The sequence below is a fragment of the Thermoanaerobacter mathranii subsp. mathranii str. A3 genome (genome assembly GCF_000092965.1).
GTDB lineage: Bacteria > Bacillota > Thermoanaerobacteria > Thermoanaerobacterales > Thermoanaerobacteraceae > Thermoanaerobacter > Thermoanaerobacter thermocopriae.
The window spans coordinates 1,195,303-1,214,580 of record NC_014209.1 but is presented as its reverse complement, the minus strand read 5'-3'; the positions used below and the strand labels follow the sequence as shown (position 1 = coordinate 1,214,580).

19 protein-coding genes and 1 pseudogene are annotated in these 19,278 nt (G+C 31.8%); 1 reads left to right on the top strand and 19 read right to left on the bottom strand.

Translation table 11 applies throughout. The annotated features are described in order from the left end of the window. Positions 1-14: 14 nt before the first annotated feature. The 17 genes and pseudogenes from TMATH_RS12580 to surE all read right to left on the bottom strand — a co-directional run. A pseudogene (locus tag TMATH_RS12580) lies at positions 15-593 on the bottom strand (DNA mismatch repair endonuclease MutL); the annotation flags it as partial. Next, positions 584-1,861, bottom strand: coding sequence for a DNA mismatch repair endonuclease MutL (gene mutL, locus TMATH_RS05995; RefSeq protein ID WP_456300349.1), 1,278 nt, complete (start codon positions 1,859-1,861; stop codon positions 584-586). The pseudogene TMATH_RS12580 and the gene mutL, both read right to left, overlap by 10 nt. After that, complete coding sequence (gene mutS / locus TMATH_RS05990; RefSeq protein ID WP_013150313.1) at positions 1,861-4,461, bottom strand: DNA mismatch repair protein MutS; 2,601 nt, start codon at positions 4,459-4,461, stop codon at positions 1,861-1,863. Before mutS ends, mutL begins: the two co-directional genes overlap by 1 nt. A gap of 63 nt (positions 4,462-4,524) precedes the next feature. After that, a complete protein-coding gene (miaB, locus tag TMATH_RS05985) occupies positions 4,525-5,940 on the bottom strand; it encodes a tRNA (N6-isopentenyl adenosine(37)-C2)-methylthiotransferase MiaB (protein ID WP_013150312.1) in 1,416 nt (471 codons plus the stop codon). A 14-nt stretch (positions 5,941-5,954) separates the two neighbouring features. Next, positions 5,955-6,734, bottom strand: a complete 780-nt coding sequence (locus TMATH_RS05980) for a CheR family methyltransferase (RefSeq protein ID WP_012995209.1) — start codon at positions 6,732-6,734, stop codon at positions 5,955-5,957. A gap of 76 nt (positions 6,735-6,810) precedes the next feature. Beyond that, positions 6,811-7,185 carry an adenosylmethionine decarboxylase gene (speD, locus tag TMATH_RS05975; protein WP_012995208.1) on the bottom strand — a complete coding sequence of 125 codons (375 nt, stop codon included), beginning with the start codon at positions 7,183-7,185 and terminating at the stop codon, positions 6,811-6,813. Positions 7,186-7,370: 185 nt separating this feature from the next. Continuing rightward, on the bottom strand, positions 7,371-8,237 hold the full coding sequence (locus TMATH_RS05970; RefSeq protein ID WP_013150311.1) for a 4-hydroxy-3-methylbut-2-enyl diphosphate reductase: 867 nt from the start codon (positions 8,235-8,237) through the stop codon (positions 7,371-7,373). A gap of 10 nt (positions 8,238-8,247) precedes the next feature. After that, complete coding sequence (locus TMATH_RS05965) at positions 8,248-8,826, bottom strand: lysophospholipid acyltransferase family protein (protein WP_013150310.1); 579 nt, start codon at positions 8,824-8,826, stop codon at positions 8,248-8,250. 2 nt (positions 8,827-8,828) lie between these two features. Further along, entirely contained in the window at positions 8,829-9,494 is a 666-nt protein-coding gene (gene cmk / locus TMATH_RS05960; protein ID WP_013150309.1) for a (d)CMP kinase, read from the bottom strand. 10 nt (positions 9,495-9,504) lie between these two features. Then, positions 9,505-9,804 carry a chorismate mutase gene (gene aroH, locus TMATH_RS05955; RefSeq protein ID WP_232192635.1) on the bottom strand — a complete coding sequence of 100 codons (300 nt, stop codon included), beginning with the start codon at positions 9,802-9,804 and terminating at the stop codon, positions 9,505-9,507. A gap of 119 nt (positions 9,805-9,923) precedes the next feature. Then, a complete protein-coding gene (locus TMATH_RS05950) occupies positions 9,924-10,385 on the bottom strand; it encodes a hypothetical protein (protein ID WP_012995203.1) in 462 nt (153 codons plus the stop codon). A gap of 70 nt (positions 10,386-10,455) precedes the next feature. Further along, complete coding sequence (locus tag TMATH_RS05945; RefSeq protein WP_013150307.1) at positions 10,456-11,676, bottom strand: BaiN/RdsA family NAD(P)/FAD-dependent oxidoreductase; 1,221 nt, start codon at positions 11,674-11,676, stop codon at positions 10,456-10,458. A gap of 4 nt (positions 11,677-11,680) precedes the next feature. Next, positions 11,681-12,304 carry a histidine phosphatase family protein gene (locus tag TMATH_RS05940; RefSeq protein ID WP_012995202.1) on the bottom strand — a complete coding sequence of 208 codons (624 nt, stop codon included), beginning with the start codon at positions 12,302-12,304 and terminating at the stop codon, positions 11,681-11,683. 18 nt (positions 12,305-12,322) lie between these two features. Next, complete coding sequence (locus TMATH_RS05935) at positions 12,323-13,030, bottom strand: hypothetical protein (RefSeq protein ID WP_012995201.1); 708 nt, start codon at positions 13,028-13,030, stop codon at positions 12,323-12,325. 69 nt (positions 13,031-13,099) lie between these two features. Further along, on the bottom strand, positions 13,100-14,350 hold the full coding sequence (locus TMATH_RS05930) for a Glu/Leu/Phe/Val family dehydrogenase (protein ID WP_013150306.1): 1,251 nt from the start codon (positions 14,348-14,350) through the stop codon (positions 13,100-13,102). A 98-nt stretch (positions 14,351-14,448) separates the two neighbouring features. Beyond that, on the bottom strand, positions 14,449-15,312 hold the full coding sequence (locus TMATH_RS05925; RefSeq protein WP_012995199.1) for a MurR/RpiR family transcriptional regulator: 864 nt from the start codon (positions 15,310-15,312) through the stop codon (positions 14,449-14,451). Between the two features lie 307 nt (positions 15,313-15,619). Continuing rightward, positions 15,620-16,381 (bottom strand): 5'/3'-nucleotidase SurE, encoded by a 762-nt coding sequence (gene surE / locus TMATH_RS05920; RefSeq protein ID WP_013150305.1) that lies wholly within the window; start codon positions 16,379-16,381, stop codon positions 15,620-15,622. Positions 16,382-16,459: 78 nt separating this feature from the next. Between surE and TMATH_RS05915 the strand changes: the two genes are divergently transcribed. After that, a complete protein-coding gene (locus tag TMATH_RS05915; RefSeq protein ID WP_013150304.1) occupies positions 16,460-17,098 on the top strand; it encodes a hypothetical protein in 639 nt (212 codons plus the stop codon). A gap of 29 nt (positions 17,099-17,127) precedes the next feature. Here the strand turns inward: TMATH_RS05915 and safA are convergent, their stop codons facing one another. Together safA and TMATH_RS05905 are read right to left on the bottom strand one after the other, a co-directional pair. Next, positions 17,128-17,727 (bottom strand): SafA/ExsA family spore coat assembly protein, encoded by a 600-nt coding sequence (gene safA, locus TMATH_RS05910; RefSeq protein WP_013150303.1) that lies wholly within the window; start codon positions 17,725-17,727, stop codon positions 17,128-17,130. A 100-nt stretch (positions 17,728-17,827) separates the two neighbouring features. Next, on the bottom strand, positions 17,828-19,225 hold the full coding sequence (locus TMATH_RS05905) for an oxaloacetate decarboxylase subunit alpha (RefSeq protein ID WP_013150302.1): 1,398 nt from the start codon (positions 19,223-19,225) through the stop codon (positions 17,828-17,830). Positions 19,226-19,278: the final 53 nt, after the last annotated feature.

The following is a 19,278-nucleotide window of genomic DNA, read 5'->3' as shown; positions in this document are numbered from 1 at the left end:
CCATCACCCTTATATTACATAATTCTTTTAAACATTTTTTCTAATTGAGTCTTTGTTATAGCGATTATAACAGGTCTTCCGTGAGGACAGGTGTAAGGATTTTCTGTAATCTTCAAATCTTCAAAGAGTTTATAAATCTCTCTTTCAGATAAATTATCCATGGCTTTTACTGCAGCTTTACAAGCCATCATTATAATGCTTTCTTCTTTTAAAGATATTTTATTGATAAGTTCCTTATCTCTAAGTTTTTCTACTATCTCTATAAATAACTGCCTTGCTTCTGGTTGTCCTAAAATTACAGGTACTTCCCTTAATATAATAGAATTATTCCCAAATTCCTCAAATGTATAACCTAACTTATTTAAGAGTTTTTTCTCTTGTTGAACAAGTTCTAAATCTCCTGGTTGCAATTCTACTACAATAGGAAATGTTACCTGCTTTGTTTGAATTTTTTCATATTGGGAAGTAAACTTTTCGTATAAAATCCTTTCGTGGGCAGCATGTTGGTCAATTATATAAAACACATCTTCTTTTTCTACAATTATATAAGTAGAAAACAATGTACCTACTATTCTTATATCACTTATTTTTTTAGTAATGTCATTTTTTTATTTACTTCTTCTTTTTCATCTTCATATTCCTCATAAACTGCCAAATGGTTGTCTAAACTACTATTTTTACTATTTTCTTTTAATACATTATCTTTTAAAAAAACATTCTTACCTCTAAATTCATTGTCAAGTTTCTTTTTTTCCTCTTCTAATTCTTTATCAGAAGAAGTCAAGTATAATTTCGCCTGCTCAGCTGAAATAGTTGGAGTCTCAATTTTAAAGATATTTTTCTTTTCTTTAATTTTTACTTCTGGTATCAAGTTATATTTATGAAGGCTATCCTTTATAGTTTTGTAAACAGTTTCAAAAACCCTTCTTTCATCTGAAAATTTTATCTCTAATTTTGAAGGATGTATATTCACATCAATTTGCCTTGGGTCTATTTCCATGTACAAAAAAACAGCAGGATATCGATTTACAGGTATATAAGTCTTAAAAGCTTCATCGATAGCGGCTGAGAGGGTCCTATTTTTTACGTATCTTCCATTTACATAAAAAAACTGCATATTCCTATTAGAATAATTTAAAGAATTTTTACCTGCTAAAATCTTCAGTTTTAAATCTTCTGTTTGAAAAGAAACTGACATGAGAGAAGAATAAACTTCATTTCCAAAAAGTCTTAAAATTACATCTTCTACATCTCCTTTTCCTGATGTTATAAATTGTAATTTTTTGTCCTTTACGTATTTAAAAGAAACTTCAGGATGGGAAAGGCACAATTTAGTTACGGTATCAGTTATATACATGGCCTCTGTTGAAGGTTTTTTTAAAAACTTTCTTCGTGCAGGTGTATTAAAAAACACATCTCGTACTTCAACGCTACATCCTTTTGCACAACCGCAATTAGTTTTCTCTATTACTTTCCCGCCTTCCACAACAACTTTAGTGCCAAATAAAGCACCTTCTTCTTTAGTCTGTAAAGTTACATGAGAAATTGCGGCAATGCTGGCTAAGGCCTCTCCTCTAAACCCTAATGTCCCTATATTATAAAGGTCATTATCAGATTTAATTTTGCTGGTGGCATGTCTTTCAAAAGCTAGAATAGCGTCTATTTCATTCATTCCACAGCCGTCGTCAGATACCTTTATATAAGGAATACCACCTTCCAAAATTTCTACAGTAATATTTTTACTACCTGCATCAATAGAATTTTCAATTAATTCTTTTACTATAGAAGCCGGCCTTTCAACAACTTCTCCTGCAGAAATTTTATTTATTGTCTTTTCATCCAAAAGGCGAATTTTATTCATCATACTCCGCTCCTTAGAGAAATTGCCTTCTCCTTTAATTTATATAAGTAATTTAAAGCTTGAATTGGAGTCATGTTATCTAAATCACAATTGGCTATTTCCTCAATTAACGAATCCTTAGCTGTAGAAAAAATGTCTATTTGAGTAAACGCTAGCTGCTGTGCTGCGTTTTCTAACTCGAACTTTATCACAGTATCATTTTCCAAACTTTTTAATATTTCTTTTGCTCTTTCAACAATGCTATAGGGCAACCCTGCTAATTTTGAAACTTGAATTCCATAACTTTTGTCCGCACCACCAGGTACTATTTTCCGTAAAAATATTATGTCATCTTCTCTTTCCTCTACTGAGACATTATAATTCCTTACTCCCTTCATCTTGCCTTCAAGTTTTGTTAATTCATGATAGTGAGTAGCGAACAAAGTTTTAGCCTTTATCTTTTCATGAATATATTCAATAACTGCATGAGCTATACTCATACCATCATAAGTGCTTGTACCTCTTCCTACCTCATCTAGTATTATTAAACTTTTACTAGTAGCAGATTTTAATATATTTGCCACTTCAGACATTTCCACCATAAAGGTACTCTGCCCTGCAAAGATGTCGTCGGATGCTCCTACTCTTGTAAAAATTTTATCCACAATCCCAATTTTAGCGTAAGAAGCGGGGACAAAAGAACCTATCTGTGCCATCAATACAATTAAAGCAACCTGTCTCATATACGTAGATTTACCAGCCATATTAGGGCCCGTTATTATCATGATAGGATTTTCAGGACCAATCTCTATGTCATTTGCTACAAATGATTCATCAGAAATAGTCTCTATTACTGGATGCCTGCCTTCTTTTATAACTATTCTGTCACTATAATCTACTATGGGCTTTGTATATCGATTGGTTTCTGCAACTTCTGCAAAGGAAATAAGTACATCAATTGTAGCTATATACTTGGCTGTGTCTTGTATCCTTACAATTTGGAGTTCTATTTTTTCTCTTATTTCGTTAAAAAGCTGATATTCAAGCTCTATTAATTTTTCTTCTGCTCCCAATATAGCCTCTTCTATTTCTTTAAGCTCAGGCGTTACGTACCTTTCTGCATTAGCCAACGTTTGTTTTCGTATGTATTTTTCAGGAACCTGTGGTATATTAGATTTTGTAACTTCGATATAGTAACCAAAAACTTTGTTGTAACCTATTCTCAGATTTTTTATGCCGGTTTTTTCTCTCTCCTCAGCCTCAAGGTTTGCAATCCAATTTTTGCCTTCTACCGAAGCCTTTCTCAGCTTATCTACTGTTTCATTGTATCCATCTTTTATGATGTTTCCTTCTTTTAATTGAGTTGAGGGATCATCTTTTATCGACTTATCTATTAATTCGTATATATCTTGTAAGGTATCAAACTTTTCGTATATATCTTTCAAAAGCCGCGAACTAAATCTTTGCAATATTTCCTTAATATAGGGCAAATTTTGAAGAGATAATTTTATAGAAATAAAATCTTTTGGATTAATACTCTGATAAACAATTTTGCTGCTCAATCTTTCTAAATCATAGATTTTATTTAAAAGTTGTTTTAAATCCTGACGATTTTTATAATCATTAAAAAGCTCTTCTACTGCTTGCAGCCGAGCATCAATATGCTCTTTGTTAAGCAAAGGTTCTTCTAGCCATTTTTTTAAAAGCCTTCCCCCCATCGGAGTCACAGTTTTATCTAAAACTCCTAATAAAGAACCTTTTTTTGACTTGTTTTTATTGGATTCTAATATTTCTAAATTTTTTATTGCATTGCTGTCTAATCCCATATAGGAGTTATCCTCATATATAAGCAGTTTGTTTATATGCTTTAAAGCAGTTTTTTGCAATTCGTTTAAATAGCAGAAAAGAGTAGATAGTGAATTTACTACATAGGGCTTATCTTTTATTCCTAATTCTTCAAGTTTTTTATTAAACTGATTTTCTATTATTTTACTCTTTTCTTCATAGTAAAGTTTTTTTTCATAAGTGTTTACAGCACAATTGTTACTTTTAAAGATTTTTATATACTTATTGTTTTTTAAAAAATCTTCGTTGGCGATTATTTCTGAAGGAGCGTACTTTATTATTTCATCGTAAACTTTTTTGTTGTCTTTACAATTTTTAATTTCTGTGGCGTATAAATCTCCAGTTGTTACATCAACAGCACAAATTCCATAATTGTCCCTTTCTTTAAAGACAGACACAAGATAGTTATTTGTTTTTTCATCCATTGATTCAGGATTTATTATTGTCCCCGGAGTATATATTCTTACTACATCTCTCTTTACCAATCCTTTTGCTTTTGCAGGATCTTCCAATTGCTCACAAATAGCAACTTTATATCCTTTTTTTATCAACTTGTCTATATAAAAGTCTGCTGCATGATAAGGAACACCAGCCATTGGGGCTCTTTCTTCCGTTCCTGCGTCTCTTCCTGTCAAAGCTATTTCAAGCTCTTTAGCAGCAATTTCTGCATCTTCATAAAACATTTCATAAAAGTCCCCTAAGCGGAAAAATAGTATTGCATCTTTATATTTTTCTTTTATTTTAAGGTATTGTTCCATCATTGGAGTGACGGCCATTTTTTTGCACCTCCGACTCCTTTTTATTATATCATAAAAATAAGCGCCCATATAGGCGCACTTTTATCTTATAACTTCTACCAATTCTCCCTGCATTGTCCAAGCTTTGGTTTCGGTTATTTTAATATTGGCAAGTTTACCAATAAGGCTTTCATCTCCTACAAAGTGAACTACTTTGTTGGTTCGAGTTCGAGATGTCAATTTATTGCTGTCTCTTTTACTAATCCCTTCTATCAATACTTCCACAATTTTTCCTCTCAATTCTGCACTTTTTTCTAAGCTGATTTTGTTTTGTAACTCTATAAGTCTTTCTAAACGCTCATGTTTTACAGCATCATCTACTTGGTCTGGCATATTTGCCGCAACAGTACCTGCTCTTTTAGAGTATATAAAAGTATAAGCGGCATCAAATCGTACTCTTTGTACTAAATCCAACGTCTCCAAAAAATCTTCTTCTGTTTCACCTGGGAAACCTACAATTATATCTGTTGTTATTGCAATATCTGGAATGTTACTTCTTACTTTATCAATAATTTCTAAATAGTGCTCTTTGGTGTATTTTCTATTCATCTTTTTTAAAATTTTATTGCTACCAGCTTGTACAGGCAAATGCAAATGTTCACAAACTTTATTTAAATCCCTCATAGCATATATTAATTCATCAGAAATGTCCTTAGGATGAGAGGTCATAAACCTTATTCTTTCAATTCCCTCAATTTCATTTAGCTTGTAAAGTAGTTTTGCAAAAGTTATATTTTCATCAAGGTCTTTCCCATAGGAATTTACATTTTGTCCTAATAAAGTGATTTCCTTATACCCTTTTTGAGCTAATTCTTTTACTTCTGCTACTATATCTTCTGGCTTTCTACTCTTTTCTCTGCCTCTTGTATATGGCACTATGCAATAGGTGCAAAAATTATTGCAACCATAAATAATATTAACCCATGCCTTTAAATTGCTGTCCCTCTTGACAGGTAACTCTTCAATTACATTTTTTGTATCTTCTATAACATCTATCACTATATCTTGAGAGTTTAAAGCTTCCCATAAAAGCTGTGGAAATTTATATATATTATGAGTTCCAAAAACAATGTCTATATAGGAATATTTTTCTTTAATAGCTTCTACTACATTTTTTTCTTGCATCATACAGCCAGATACACCAATAATTAAATTAGGATTTCTAGCCTTCAATTCTTTCATTTGTGAGACTCTTCCTAATACTCTTATTTCAGCATGTTCTCTTACAGCACAAGTGTTAAAAAGTAAAACATCAGCTTGTTCCAGATTTTCAGTATATTTATATCCCATTTTTTCTAGCATACCTGCCAGTTTTTCTGAATCATGGACATTCATTTGGCATCCATAAGTTTCAATATGATAATAAAGGTCTTTGCCCTTATTTTTTTCTGCAATTTCTTTCATTATATCTTCTTGTTTTTTTAATTCTTCCTTAGTTACATAAATGTTAGTAGACATTATTAACACCTCTTTTATCTCTGGGGAGTAATTTTTCTATAAAAAAAAGTTTTAATTGGTTCAAAATTGTATCTATATGGCAATATTATTTGCTCTGTACTACCCACAAAGAATATTCCGTCGTCATTTAAAGACTCATAAAATTTTTTATATATTTTATCTTTAGCTGCATCATTAAAATATATTAACACATTTCTACAAATTAATAAATCTATATTTTTTGGATATTCGTCATTCAATAAGTCATGCCTTTCAAATTGCACACTTTTTCTAATATCCTCAGTTATCTGATAACTTTTGTCATCATTTTTTCTAAAGAATTTTCCTAAATATTCTTGAGGTACTTTTTTAACAGTCTCAACCGAATATATACCTTTTTTAGCTTTTTCTAGTACGCTTACATCTATATCAGTAGCAATAATTGTCACATCTTTTAGATCTATAAATTTTGTCAAAAGCATAGCTACAGAATAAGGTTCTTCTCCAGTAGAACAAGCGGCACTCCATACTCTAAAACCTTTTTTTATAATGTGGGGTAAAAGGTCTTTCTCTAAGATTTCCCATTGTGAAGGGTTTCTAAAAAATTCAGTTACATTAATGGTAATGTAATTTAGAAACTCCTCATATAATGTTTTATTGATAGTAAGTTCATTATAATACTCCTCATAGGAACTAAATTTACGGCTAGTAATCAAAGATTCTAATCTTCTCTTCATTTGCTTTTCCTTGTATAAAGACAAATCTATTCCAGTTAATTTATGTATTTTTTTTACAAAGTCCTCATAACCTACCATAAATATGTTCACCTCTAATTATAGAAAAAAGTGGCTTTAAAAGCCACAATTTAATAACTTTTCGGATGAAATTAAATTAGTAATTAACCACCTTCACTGGTTTTTCGAATACTCCACGTTTTACCTCTGTTGCAGTCATGTTTTGTGCTCTTAACATTTTTGCTATATAGTTACAGGCATCCCACGGATTGACATCATCGCCACAAGTAAATACGTCAACCGCGGCATAACCCAATTCTGGCCAAGTATGGATAGTTATATGAGATTCTGATATGACCACTACTCCGCTTACGCCCTGGGGATTAAATTTATGGAAAGCTACTTCCCGTATCTCTGCGCCTGATACTATTGCAGACTGAACCATTATGTCTTCGATTAATTCCAAGTTGTCTAAAATGTCGCTATCGCACCCATAAATCTCTGCCAAAATGTGGCGACCCAAAGCATTCATTTTGTATCCTGCCTCCTTTACTAAAATAATGTATACATTCAATGATTTTAATTTTATCAGATTTTTTTCTTTTGTCAAGGTTTTTTACATGACAGTTTAAAAATTTTTATTAAATATTCCTCCTACACTAATTCTAACTTTTAATGCTTTATTTGTACAATATCTTCACAATAACCTTTAAAAAATCACTCTTCTTCCTTTTCCCCTTTTAAAAATCTAATTTTCTTTATTACCTCTTCTATTACATAATCAGGAGTTGAAGCTCCTGCTGTTATCCCTATAATCTCTCGGTCTTTTACCATCTCAAGAGTCAATTCTTTAGCATCTTCTATATGAAAAGTATTTTTACAATTTTTTTCACATATCTTTTTTAACTTTTGAGTATTAGAACTATGCTTTCCACCAATCACAAACATCACATCTACTTTTTTTGAGAGCTGCTCTGCAGATCCTTGTCTTTTTTGGGTAGCATCGCATATAGTATTAAAAAAAACAAGGTCTTTAACTTTTAGCTTTATTACTTCTAAAATATCTTCCCAATACCTTCCAATGAGGGTGGTTTGCGCAACTGCACATGCCTTCTCCAATTTAGGTAATTTATGAGCTTCTTCAATTGAATTTACCACATAGGCAGTGTCATCACACCATCCATTTACTCCTCTTACTTCTGGATGATTTCTATCTCCTACAATAATAATAGAGTAACCCTTATGGTAGTGCTCATAAACTATATCTTGGACTTTTTTTACAAATGGACAGGTAACATCTATGACCTCAATTCCTTTTTTAGCAAGAAAGTCGTATAATTTTTTAGACACCCCATGACTTCGGATAATTAATTTATCGCCCTCAGTCAATTTATCCAGCTCTTCTTCTTCAATAATATTAACCCCTTTTTTCGATAAGTCCGATATAACTTGTGGATTATGAATGATTTCACCTAGCATGTATATTTTCCGGCCTGAGTTTTTTTCAATTTCATAATATGCAGTTTCAATGGCTCTTTTTACGCCAAAACAAAAACCTGCATACTCAGCAATCAATATTTTCATTCTTGACCTCCTACAACAATTTTGCAATTTCTTTCATTATTTCCTCTCCAATAACAAAAAGTTGCTGAGATGAAAGTCTAGAATTAGCATATTTATCAAAATTCATTGGTTTACCGATATTTATAATAATTTTAGAAAAGAGACCATATCTACCTTTAATCGCTATAGGCACTACTGGAGCGTTTCCCTTAATGGCTAACATAGCAACTCCTGGTTCAGCCTTTTGAAGCTGACCAGTTTTACTTCTTGTACCTTCCGGAAAAATTCCAATTGCTTTTCCTTTTTTTAAGTAAGTTAAAGCAGTTTTAATAGCTGATAAATCAGCGGTACCTCTTTTAACGGGAAAAGCTCCTAAGCCTGTCCCTAAAAGAAGCCTTAAAAAGGGATTTTTAAAAAGCTCTTCTTTTGCCATAAAATATATTCGCCTATTTAAAAGTGCACCTATTACAGGAGGATCTAAAAAACTTATATGATTAGAACAAATGATTACCGGGCCTTTTTTAGGAATATTTTCAAGTCCTTTTATTTCTATTTTAAATATCACTTTTATAATTGCTCGTACAATAATTTTAGCAATATAATAAAACATACTTAAATTTCCCCTTTTAATCCTTCCTTTATGATATTGTACAGTTTTTCTACAACTTCTTCTTCTGAAAGATAGGTAGTATCAATGACAATAGAATCTTTAGCAATTTTTAGAGGTGATGTTTCTCTTTGGGAATCTATGGTATCACGGTTTTCTATTTCTTTTACCACTTCATAATAACTCACATTTACATTTTTAGTTTTAAGTTCTCTATAACGCCTCTTTGCTCTTTCTTCTAAAGAAGCAGTTAAAAAAAATTTGAACTGTGCATCAGGCAACACAACTGTACCTATATCTCTTCCATCCATTACTACATTTTTGCCTTTGGCAATTTCTCTTTGTTTTTGTACTAAAATCTCTCTAACTTTAGGTATTTTAGACACCAGAGAAACTTTTTCAGAAACCTCAGGTTTTCTTATTTCTTCAGAAATGTCTTTACCATCTAAAAAAATTTTTTCTCCTTCTAAAGTAATATCTGTACTTTGCGCAATATCAGATATTTTATCTTCTTCAATAAATTTTATTCCCTTTTGTAGGGCCTTATACGTAATGGCTCTATACATAGCACCTGTATCTATATAGGTATAATTTAAAAGCTTAGCTAATTTTTTTGAAACAGTGCTCTTACCAGCTCCTGCTGGTCCATCTATCGCTATTTTTATAGTCAATACTATCACCTCAAACTAAATCTGGACGAAGCTTTTTTGCTTCCTTCAAATAAATGTGTTTTACCTCTTTATCATCACTTAAATTTGTAAAAACCGCAACTCTTATGCAATGACTGAGACTGCCTTTTACCTCCATTTCTTGTAAGCACATCATAGGTATTGAGGTCATACCCATATTCCTAACTGCTTCGGCAGGGTAAACCGCATCTAAATCACAAGTTACACTAAAAAAAATAGAAATTATGTTTTTCTCTTCTAATTCATTTGCTTTAATAATTTCTTCAATGAGAATAGTAGTATCCTTTAAAATATCTTCTTTTGTATTTTGGGAAGTTATAGCACCTCTTATGACTTTTATAGGGCATTCTCCTCTCCTATTATCTTTTGTCTTTTTTTTATATTATAGCATAATTACCCCTTACAAATAAATTATTTAAGCCTAATCATACATATTTTTTGTATATTCTTATCTACTTTAACTACAGTGGTATTTTGCGGCTCAATTACATTTTCACTAACTGCTACCACCTTAAAATGAAGAGATTCCTTTTCTCTTGTGCCATCTATTTCAAGAATTTGATTTGGCCTTACTGAAATAGTAATAGACTTGGCAAAAAAATTTGCAACTGGCTCTCCGTCTAGCAATACAAAGGAATTTAATGCTTTATCCTTGTTTACAACTTCAATTGTCACTTTACCTTCTTGTGAAAGATTAGAGTCTAAATTAATGCCCTCCAACTTCTGTGTAGAACTTAAAAAAACTCTTATGTCATCATTCGTCATCAAAAGCTGAGTTATAGCTATACTTAAAAGTCCTACCATTATCAATACTAAAAGAATACTTTCACTGTCAACATATCTGTATTTTTTTCTTTTAACTCTTTTTCCCATATTTATCCTCCTTTTCTTATTATATCTTATGCAAAATAAATAAAAAAATGCGGTTTCCCGCATTTCACATTCATGCATTGATTCCTGCTACATACCCCGTAGAAAAAGCGATTTGCAAATTAAAGCCACCAGTAAGCCCGTCTACGTCTATAATTTCACCAGCAAAAAATAGACCTTTTATTATTTTAGACTCCATCGTAGAGGGATTTATTTCTTTTATACTTACTCCACCACCTGTAACAATAGCTTCTCTTATAGGTCTTAGATCTTTTACTTTAAAAGTAAGATTTTTTAAATTGGTGACCAAACTTTTTCTTTCGCTCCTTGTTATTTCTCTAACTTTTTTATCAGGGTGTATATTAGCCCTTTTTATAACATATAAGATTAATGAATGAGGCAATAAATCTTCCAAGGCATTTTTCAGATTTCTATTTTGGTACTTATTAAAATCTCTTAATACTCTTTCCTCCAGCTTTTCAATAGTAAGTTCCGGCTTTAAGTCAATTTTTATTACCACTTCTCCCTTACCTAAGTAGTCATGTAAAAACCTACTCAATGTAAGTATTACAGGACCTGACAGTCCAAAATGGGTAAAAAGCATTTCCCCTAACTCTTCTCTTATCAATTTCTTTCCAAAAAAAACAGAAACCTTGACATTTTTAAGAGTAAGCCCCATCAATTCTCTTACATTTTCATATGTAACAATTGGTACAAGAGAAGGAAAAGGCTCTACAATTGTGTGTCCCAATTTCTTAGCTATTTTATACCCATCACCAGTAGAACCAGTCGTAGGATATGATACTCCTCCTGTTGCTAATACTACACTATCGCAGTTTAAAACACTTTCACCAACACTTATGCCCTTTACTTGCTTATTTTTCACTATTATATCATTTACTCTACAATTATAATTTACTTTTACTCCATATTTTCTAAGCATATTTACAAAAAAGTCTCTCACTTCTATCGATTTATCTGAAACTGGAAAAACTCTTAATCCTCTTTCTATTTTAGTTTTAAGCCCATTTTTATTTAAAAACTCTATTAAATCCTTATTTGAAAACTTGCTAAAAGCGCTATATAAAAATTTACTATTTCCTGGAATATTCTCAAAAAATTTTTCTTTGTCAGCAAAATTGGTAATATTACACCTTCCATTACCTGTAACTAACAACTTTTTACCTAAAATGTTATTCCTCTCAAATATACTTACTTCTTTTCCCATCATAGCTGCTGCTAAGGCTGCCATCATTCCTGCTGGGCCGCCGCCTACTACAAATACTTTTTTCATTTTATTATTTTTCCTCTCTTTCCAAATGGCAAGCGTCGTTAAATAGTACTAAAACAGTTTTCCCATCTTCCTTAACGTCTATTATATTAAGAGAAGCGTTATCTAGTCTAAACTTGGGATAAAAACTTAACTCAATTCCTAAAAGTCCTAAAATCAAAGCTTTTATAGAAGTCCCATGAGAAACAATCAATATATTTTTACCATCATTTTCTTTAACTATTTCCCATGTCTTTTTTAACATTCTCTTTTGAACTTCTTCTAAAGTTTCTCCTTTTTCTATATTAGCTTTAATAGGATTTGTTTTCCATAATGTATAAATTTCTTTATGCAATTCATTAATTTCTTCTGCTGTAAGTCCTTCCCATATACCAAAAGACATTTCTCTCAACTCAGAAACTTTATGAACTTCTAATCCAAATTCTTTTGCAATTATTTGCGCAGTTATATAAGCTCTTTTTAAATCACTTGAATATATACAATCTATTTTCTCATTTTTTAATCGACTTGCCAGTAGTTTAGCCTGTTTTAAACCTGTAGGAGTCAAATCAATATCTTGTATTCCTTGCATTTTATTGTGTAAATTCCACTCTGATTGACCATGGCGTACTATATACAATCGCGTAGTCATACAATTCCTCCTTAAATTTTATGCAAAATTCAGGTAAAAAATTTGATCTGCGTAAGAAAGTCTTGATACTTCCCACTTTCTCTGTTTTATTGCAATTTTCTTAAAAGGCAAGCCCAATTCAATAATAAACTTTTCAAATCTTTCATCTAGCCAAGGAGGCGCCCAAATACCCGACCTACAAATGTGAATAACTCCAATCAAATTCTCTTTTGGTAATTCTTCTACTGATTTATAATACTTTATGTTGTAAATATTGTTAAACTCCTCAAAATCTGAAGGTTTTTCAAAGGAATAAGGACTGTATACAATTTTAGCTCCTTTTACTATATTTTCTTTTAAAAGCTTACCTAGCCAATTAGCACAATTTAATTCAAAATCCAGTGAAGGTAGTCCCCCATATCCTAAATCAGAATGGGCATCAAAAGAAACTACTTCAGAACATCCAAAATTTTTTGCTAAATAATAGGCAACTTTGTGGGATTCGGAGACAAAAACTTTAATGTTTTTATCAAACTTAAGCTGTGTTTTTATTTTATCCCAGAAGCCTTTTATAACTTTACCTACTTTTATAGTCTTTTCTAAATCTTCTCCCTCTAATTTTCTTTTTATATATCTTTTATACCACAGTTGAGTTAAGTTTTTATCATTTTCTATAGAAGAGAAAAACCAGTCATTTTTAGAAAGTACAAAATAATCCCAATCTACAGTTAGAAGACTTCTTACCATAAAGAAGCCTCCTCTTTCAACTTTTTATAATATTTTACCATATTAAAAAAAGACCTTCAATCGAAGGCCTTATAGCCAACCTCTAATTTTCATAGCTTCATAAATTCGTTTAATTGATATCATGTAAGCTGCAGTCCTCATATCGACTTTGTACAGCTTTGCCAATTCATATATAGCGTTAAAAGCGTTTACCATTATAATTTCCTGCCTTTCTTCTACTTCTTTTTCTGCCCAGTAATAATTCATAAGATTTTGTACCCATTCAAAGTACGAAACTATCACTCCTCCAGAATTAGTCAAAATATCCGGAACTACAAACACACCTCTTTCTGCTAAAATCTTATCTGCTTCAGGAGTGGTGGGGCCATTTGCTCCTTCGCAAATTATTTTCGCTTTTACCTCTACAGCATTGACAGAAGTTATCTGATTTTCTAGAGCGGCTAAAGCTAAAATATCTACATCCAATTTTAAAAGTTCTTCATTTGTTATACTGGTTGATCCTTCAAAATTGCACACTGCCCCTGTCCTATTTACATGTTCTACTAATCTTTCAACATCAATTCCACCTTTATTGTATATGCCTCCATAAACATCACTTATTGCTACAATTTTAGCACCTAATCTTTGAAAATTTAAAGCTGTATGACTTCCGACATTTCCAAACCCCTGTATAGCAACTGTGCAATTTTTAAAATCCGTATGTAAACGTTTTATAGCTTCTCGTGCCATTAACGCAACTCCATACCCTGTTGCAGCGGTTCTTCCCTTAGATCCGCCATATATCAAAGGTTTTCCTGTAATGACAGCAGGGCTATTATAACCTACAATTTTGTTGTACTCATCTACCATCCAGGCCATAATTTGCATGTTAGTGTTTACATCTGGTGCGGGTATATCTTTATTAGGACCTATTATACTCGTTATTGCTCTTATATAACCTCTACTCAACCTCTGTAGCTCCTCTTTTGACAATTCTTTGGGATTTACTGCAACTCCACCTTTTGCTCCTCCATAAGGAAGTCCCACTACCCCGCATTTAAATGTCATCCACATGGATAAGGCTTTTACTTCATCTAATGTAACGTCAGGATGAAATCTTATTCCTCCTTTTGTGGGCCCTAATGCATCATTGTGTTGAGACCTATAACCTTTAAAGACTTTTACTGTGCCATCATCCATCTGTACAGGAATAGAAACTTCTAAAACTCTCATAGGTTCTTTTAAAACTTCATAAACAGATTCTTCTACCCCCAGCAAGTCGCAAGCATTTTTAATCTGCTTTTGCACAATAATCAAAGGATTTAACGATTCTTTTGACATTTTATTATCCTCCTAATTTTAAAATTTAAAAGTAAATGAATCGATTTCTACGTTACATATTTTACAAATTTCTTAATAGTCCTTCAAAAATTTTATTATTAATTTGTTTTTGAAAAATATACCCCATATTCATCCCATATACTCTCCAGTTTTTCAAAAGTATTTGCTATTTTTTCCTTTTCTTTAAGACCCACAGCTACAACAAGAGCATTGACAAGACTTAAGGGTGCCACTAATGAATCCACAAAGGAAGCCATATTGCTTTTTGCAATCAATATTTCATCCGCAACAGAAGTAAGGGGAGAAATTAAACTATCTGTTATTGTAACGATTTTCGCATTTTGAGATTTTGCATATTTTAGTACTTCCAATGTTCTTTTTGAGTATCTCGGAAAACCAATTCCTATCACTAAATCATTTTCACTAACTCTGAGAATTTGCTCGAAAACATCTGACACTCCGGCTTTAACGACCGACACATTTTGCCGTATTAAATTTAGATAAAATCCCAAATATTCTGCAATGACAATAGAACTTCTGGAACCTATTATATAAATTTTTGCAGCATTAATTATATCCGAAACGACACTCCTAAAATCATTTTTATTTATTTCACTTATAGTCTCTTTTATATTTTCTATGTCGGCTTTTAGTACATTATTCAATATAGCAATTTCATCTGTTTCTTCTGTCATTTCTAACCTTTGGACCGTTGTAAGTTTATTTTTTATAAGCTCCTGTAATGCACTTTGAAGTTCTGGATATCCATTATACCCTAGGGTATTTGCGAATCTTACAACAGTTGATTCACTTATATTTATACTGGCCCCTAATTTTGCAGCTGTCATAAAAGCTGCTTTATCATAATGATTTATAATGTATTCTGCTATTATCTTTTGGCTTTTACTCAATTTTGTATAATTATCTTGTATTCTTTTAATCAAATCATCTTTTTTTGCCATATTTCACTCCCCTTTCTTCTTACAAGATTATAGCCTTCTGTTAATGCTCTTCTGTCAATCTCCTCTGTGCCGGGCGGTACTCTATTTAAAACAGCTTTTTCTATAGATTGTTTGTTACTACCTTGGTTAGCCTTTGCACTATTTCTCTATTATGAGCTATTTATTTTTTACCAACATGTCACCCTCATTAAATTTGTTTGCAATATTGATATTCTATATAAAAATAAAAAATCCTCTATAAGATGAATAATAAATTTCATGAATAATTTTGATACAATTCTTGCATCATATACAGTTAAAACAATATTTACTCTAATTTTAAATTCCAAGAATTTATGAACTCTATCATGTCATAGCAAGTTAAATCAAAATGAATAGGAGTAATGGAAATATAACCATTTTTAACGGAAACAATATCCGTTCTTTCATCCTTTTCTATTTCCGAAATTTTTCCTGCCATCCAATAATATTCTTTTCCTCTTGGGTCATAATTTTTTTGGAAAGTCTCAATATAGATTCTCTTGCCTAGTATTGTAGTTTTTACCCCCTTTATTCCCTTCTTTAAATCAGGTATATTTACATTCAACAAGGTATTTCTAGGTAAACCTTTTTCTAGAACTTTTTCTATTAAATTTTCTACAAATTTATACATAAGCCTATCTTCAATATTAACTGTTTCAACACAAGAAACCGCAATAGCAGGAATACCGTAAATTGCAGCTTCTATAGCTGCAGAAACTGTACCCGAATAAAGTATGTCTGTTCCTAAATTTAAACCTTCGTTAATGCCAGAAATTACAATATCAGGTTTTTCCCCTAGCACAACTTCAATCCCTAATTTTACACAGTCAGAAGGTGTTCCGTTTATCGCATATATTTTCAAACTTTCTTCTTCCTTTACCTTTTTTAGCCTTAAAGGTTTATGTAAAGTTATAGCATGGCTTATAGCACTTCTTTCTTTTTCAGGAGCTACTACCGTTACTTTATACTTATCTTTAAGATATTCTGCTAATTTTAACATCCCTAATCCTTGTACTCCATCGTCATTAGTAAGAAGTATCTTTTTCATTTTATACCTCCTATAATTAATAACGTATAATTATTTTGATTTTATTACAAAATTTATATATAGGCAAGGAGTGATACAGTGATACAAATAGACGACGCAGGAAGCGGTAGTTTATTAGGTGGGACGTATATTGGGGCCATGAGAGTAGAAACCGGAGAATTCTTTTATGATATAATTCCCATAGAATATTATAACGAAGAAAACTTTAAAAATAAATTGTATTTAAAAAAAGCTTGTGAAATTGGGAAAAAACTCTTTAAAAAACTTAAAGTGAGTAAAACTGAAAAAATACAAGTTTGTAGAGGCTATATGTTTGACATTTTTAGAAAATGGTTAGAAATGGAAGAATATAATTGGGAAAGTACTCAGATATTAAATCCTCTCCAGGAAATAATAGAAAAGTCTTTTGAAAATTATGCTTTATCATTAGGATTGCCAGAAAAGTTTTTGAGGTACACAAAGTATCCTTTTCATTTTCATCGATTATTAAGATGGGTATATGCTGATTATGAAAATAGAGTTAAATTGTGCAAAACCGGGTGGAACAGTTGGAAAAAATACGGAAAATTAGAAATAAAAATAAGTTATACATATTTAGAAGAAAACAAAAATTATCTGTGCCTAAAGTGTGGAAAAAACATTCAGCCCGGAATTGTAAAAGTTATAAAATACGTAAGCAATTATCCTAATACTATATATCTTCACATTAATTGTTAAAGGCACCATAAAAGGTGCCTTAACAATTTTTAGGCAGAAGGTATACATATTTGTTGGCCTGGATATATCAAATTTGGATCTGATATTTGAGGATTTGCTCTTATCAATGCGTCAAGACTTACGCCAAACATATTAGCTATTGACCACATTGTATCTCCTGGTTTTACTGTGTATATTGTTTTGCAGGTTTCTGGAGATACTGGTGGACAGTAAAAAGGTATGCATATTTGTTGTCCTGGATATATTAAATTAGGATCCGATATCTGAGGATTTGCTCTTATTAAACAGTCAAGACTTATTCCAAACATATTAGCTATCGACCACATTGTATCTCCCGGTTTTACTGTGTATATTGTTTTGCAGGTTTCTGGAAATACTGGCGGGCAATAGTAAGGTATACAAATCCGTTGGCCTGGATATATCAAATTTGGATCTGATATTTGAGGATTAGCTCTTATTAAGCAATCAAGGCTTACTCCAAATTTATTGGCTATTGACCACATGGTATCCCCTGGTTGCACCGTATAAAAAGTCCTACAGTGCCCTGGATGAGGATGATGTGGATAATAGGGATGATGGTAAGGATGCTTAGGATAGTTGGGATCGTAATAAGATTCATCTATTGTCATGCTATTTCCCTCCTTTTAAACTTTCTATTACATGTTATGAAAAATAAAAATATATGTTACAGGAGGGATTTATACAAAAACAGGGAAGCGGTTTTCCCTGTCAGACTGGATATGTCATATATTCTTTATTAAGAAGAGTTTCATCTATTTGGTATTTTTTTGCCCTTCTATATTCAAAAAACTTCTTTGCTACTTGTGGGAAAAGAGCATAAGATAAAACATCTTCTTCTTGTTCATAATACTCTTTAATTTCTTCTTTAATCGCTTCAAATTGCGGTTTTAAAAGGTCTGCTGGTCTAATATCTATTACCTCTTCATCTCCTATTATTTTTTTCTTTATTTCTTCTGAAATTGGCGCTGGTGGTCTACCATACAGTCCTTTCACATAATCTTTTACTTCTTTTGGTACCATTTTATACCTTTCTCCAGTTATTACATTCAAGACAGCTTGAGTCCCTACCATCTGACTCATAGGGGTAACAAGAGGTGGGTATCCTAATTCTTCTCTAACTTTAGGAATTTCTTTTAAAACCTCTGGGTACTTATCTAAAGCATTTTGTTGTTTTAATTGGGAAATTAAATTTGATAGCATTCCTCCTGGAACTTGATAAATTAATACATCTGTATCTACGCCCATAACCATAGATAAATCTATTTCTTTACTGTGATTTTGTTTTACTTCTTTAAAGTATGAAGCAATTTCTGATAATAACTCCATATCCAAACCAGTGTCATATTGAGTGCCTTTTAAAATAGCTACCATTGTTTCTGTAGCAGGTTGAGAAGTTCCTAATGCCAAAGGTGAAATAGCAGTGTCTATTATATCTACTCCAGCCTCTATTGCTTTAAGATAAGTCATAGCCGCCATTCCACTCGTATAATGGCTGTGCAACTGTATAGGAATATTTACTGCATCTTTAAGGCTTTTTACTAACTCATAAGCAACATAAGGAGTTAATATTCCTGACATATCCTTTATGCATATGGAATCCACTCCTAATTCTGTCAGCTCTTTTGCTACTTTAATATAATGGTCAATGTTGTGAACAGGACTTATAGTATAAACAAGGGTACCTTGAGCGTGGGCTCCCGCTTTTTTAGTAGCTTTTATTGCAACTTCAAGATTTCGTACATCATTTAAGGCATCAAAAATTCTTATTATATCTATTCCATTTGTGACAGCCTTCTCAACAAATTTTTCTACAATATCATCCGGATAATGCCTATATCCTAGTAGATTTTGTCCTCTCAAAAGCATTTGAAGAGGTGTATTTTTTATCTTCTTTTTTAATTTTCTTAATCTTTCCCATGGGTCCTCATTGAGGAATCTCATACAAGCATCAAAAGTAGCGCCTCCCCATGCTTCAATAGAATAATATCCTACTGCATCCAATTTCTCTGCAATTGGAAGCATTTCTTCCGTCGACATTCGAGTAGCCAATAGTGACTGATGAGCATCTCTTAATACAGTTTCTGTGATTTTAATTTTATTGCTCATATTAATACCTCCTCCTAAAATATTATACTATTTTTTCAAAAGAAACAAAATAA

Coding starts and splice junctions, on each gene's coding strand:
- mutL (WP_456300349.1), bottom strand. CDS start 1,861: ATGAATAAAATTCGCCTTTTGGATGAAAAGACAATAAATAAAATTTCT.
- mutS (WP_013150313.1), bottom strand. CDS start 4,461: ATGGCCGTCACTCCAATGATGGAACAATACCTTAAAATAAAAGAAAAA.
- miaB (WP_013150312.1), bottom strand. CDS start 5,940: ATGTCTACTAACATTTATGTAACTAAGGAAGAATTAAAAAAACAAGAA.
- TMATH_RS05980 (WP_012995209.1), bottom strand. CDS start 6,734: ATGGTAGGTTATGAGGACTTTGTAAAAAAAATACATAAATTAACTGGA.
- speD (WP_012995208.1), bottom strand. CDS start 7,185: ATGAATGCTTTGGGTCGCCACATTTTGGCAGAGATTTATGGGTGCGAT.
- TMATH_RS05970 (WP_013150311.1), bottom strand. CDS start 8,237: ATGAAAATATTGATTGCTGAGTATGCAGGTTTTTGTTTTGGCGTAAAA.
- TMATH_RS05965 (WP_013150310.1), bottom strand. CDS start 8,826: ATGTTTTATTATATTGCTAAAATTATTGTACGAGCAATTATAAAAGTG.
- TMATH_RS05950 (WP_012995203.1), bottom strand. CDS start 10,385: ATGGGAAAAAGAGTTAAAAGAAAAAAATACAGATATGTTGACAGTGAA.
- TMATH_RS05945 (WP_013150307.1), bottom strand. CDS start 11,676: ATGAAAAAAGTATTTGTAGTAGGCGGCGGCCCAGCAGGAATGATGGCA.
- TMATH_RS05940 (WP_012995202.1), bottom strand. CDS start 12,304: ATGACTACGCGATTGTATATAGTACGCCATGGTCAATCAGAGTGGAAT.
- TMATH_RS05935 (WP_012995201.1), bottom strand. CDS start 13,030: ATGGTAAGAAGTCTTCTAACTGTAGATTGGGATTATTTTGTACTTTCT.
- TMATH_RS05930 (WP_013150306.1), bottom strand. CDS start 14,350: ATGTCAAAAGAATCGTTAAATCCTTTGATTATTGTGCAAAAGCAGATT.
- TMATH_RS05925 (WP_012995199.1), bottom strand. CDS start 15,312: ATGGCAAAAAAAGATGATTTGATTAAAAGAATACAAGATAATTATACA.
- surE (WP_013150305.1), bottom strand. CDS start 16,381: ATGAAAAAGATACTTCTTACTAATGACGATGGAGTACAAGGATTAGGG.
- safA (WP_013150303.1), bottom strand. CDS start 17,727: ATGACAATAGATGAATCTTATTACGATCCCAACTATCCTAAGCATCCT.
- TMATH_RS05905 (WP_013150302.1), bottom strand. CDS start 19,225: ATGAGCAATAAAATTAAAATCACAGAAACTGTATTAAGAGATGCTCAT.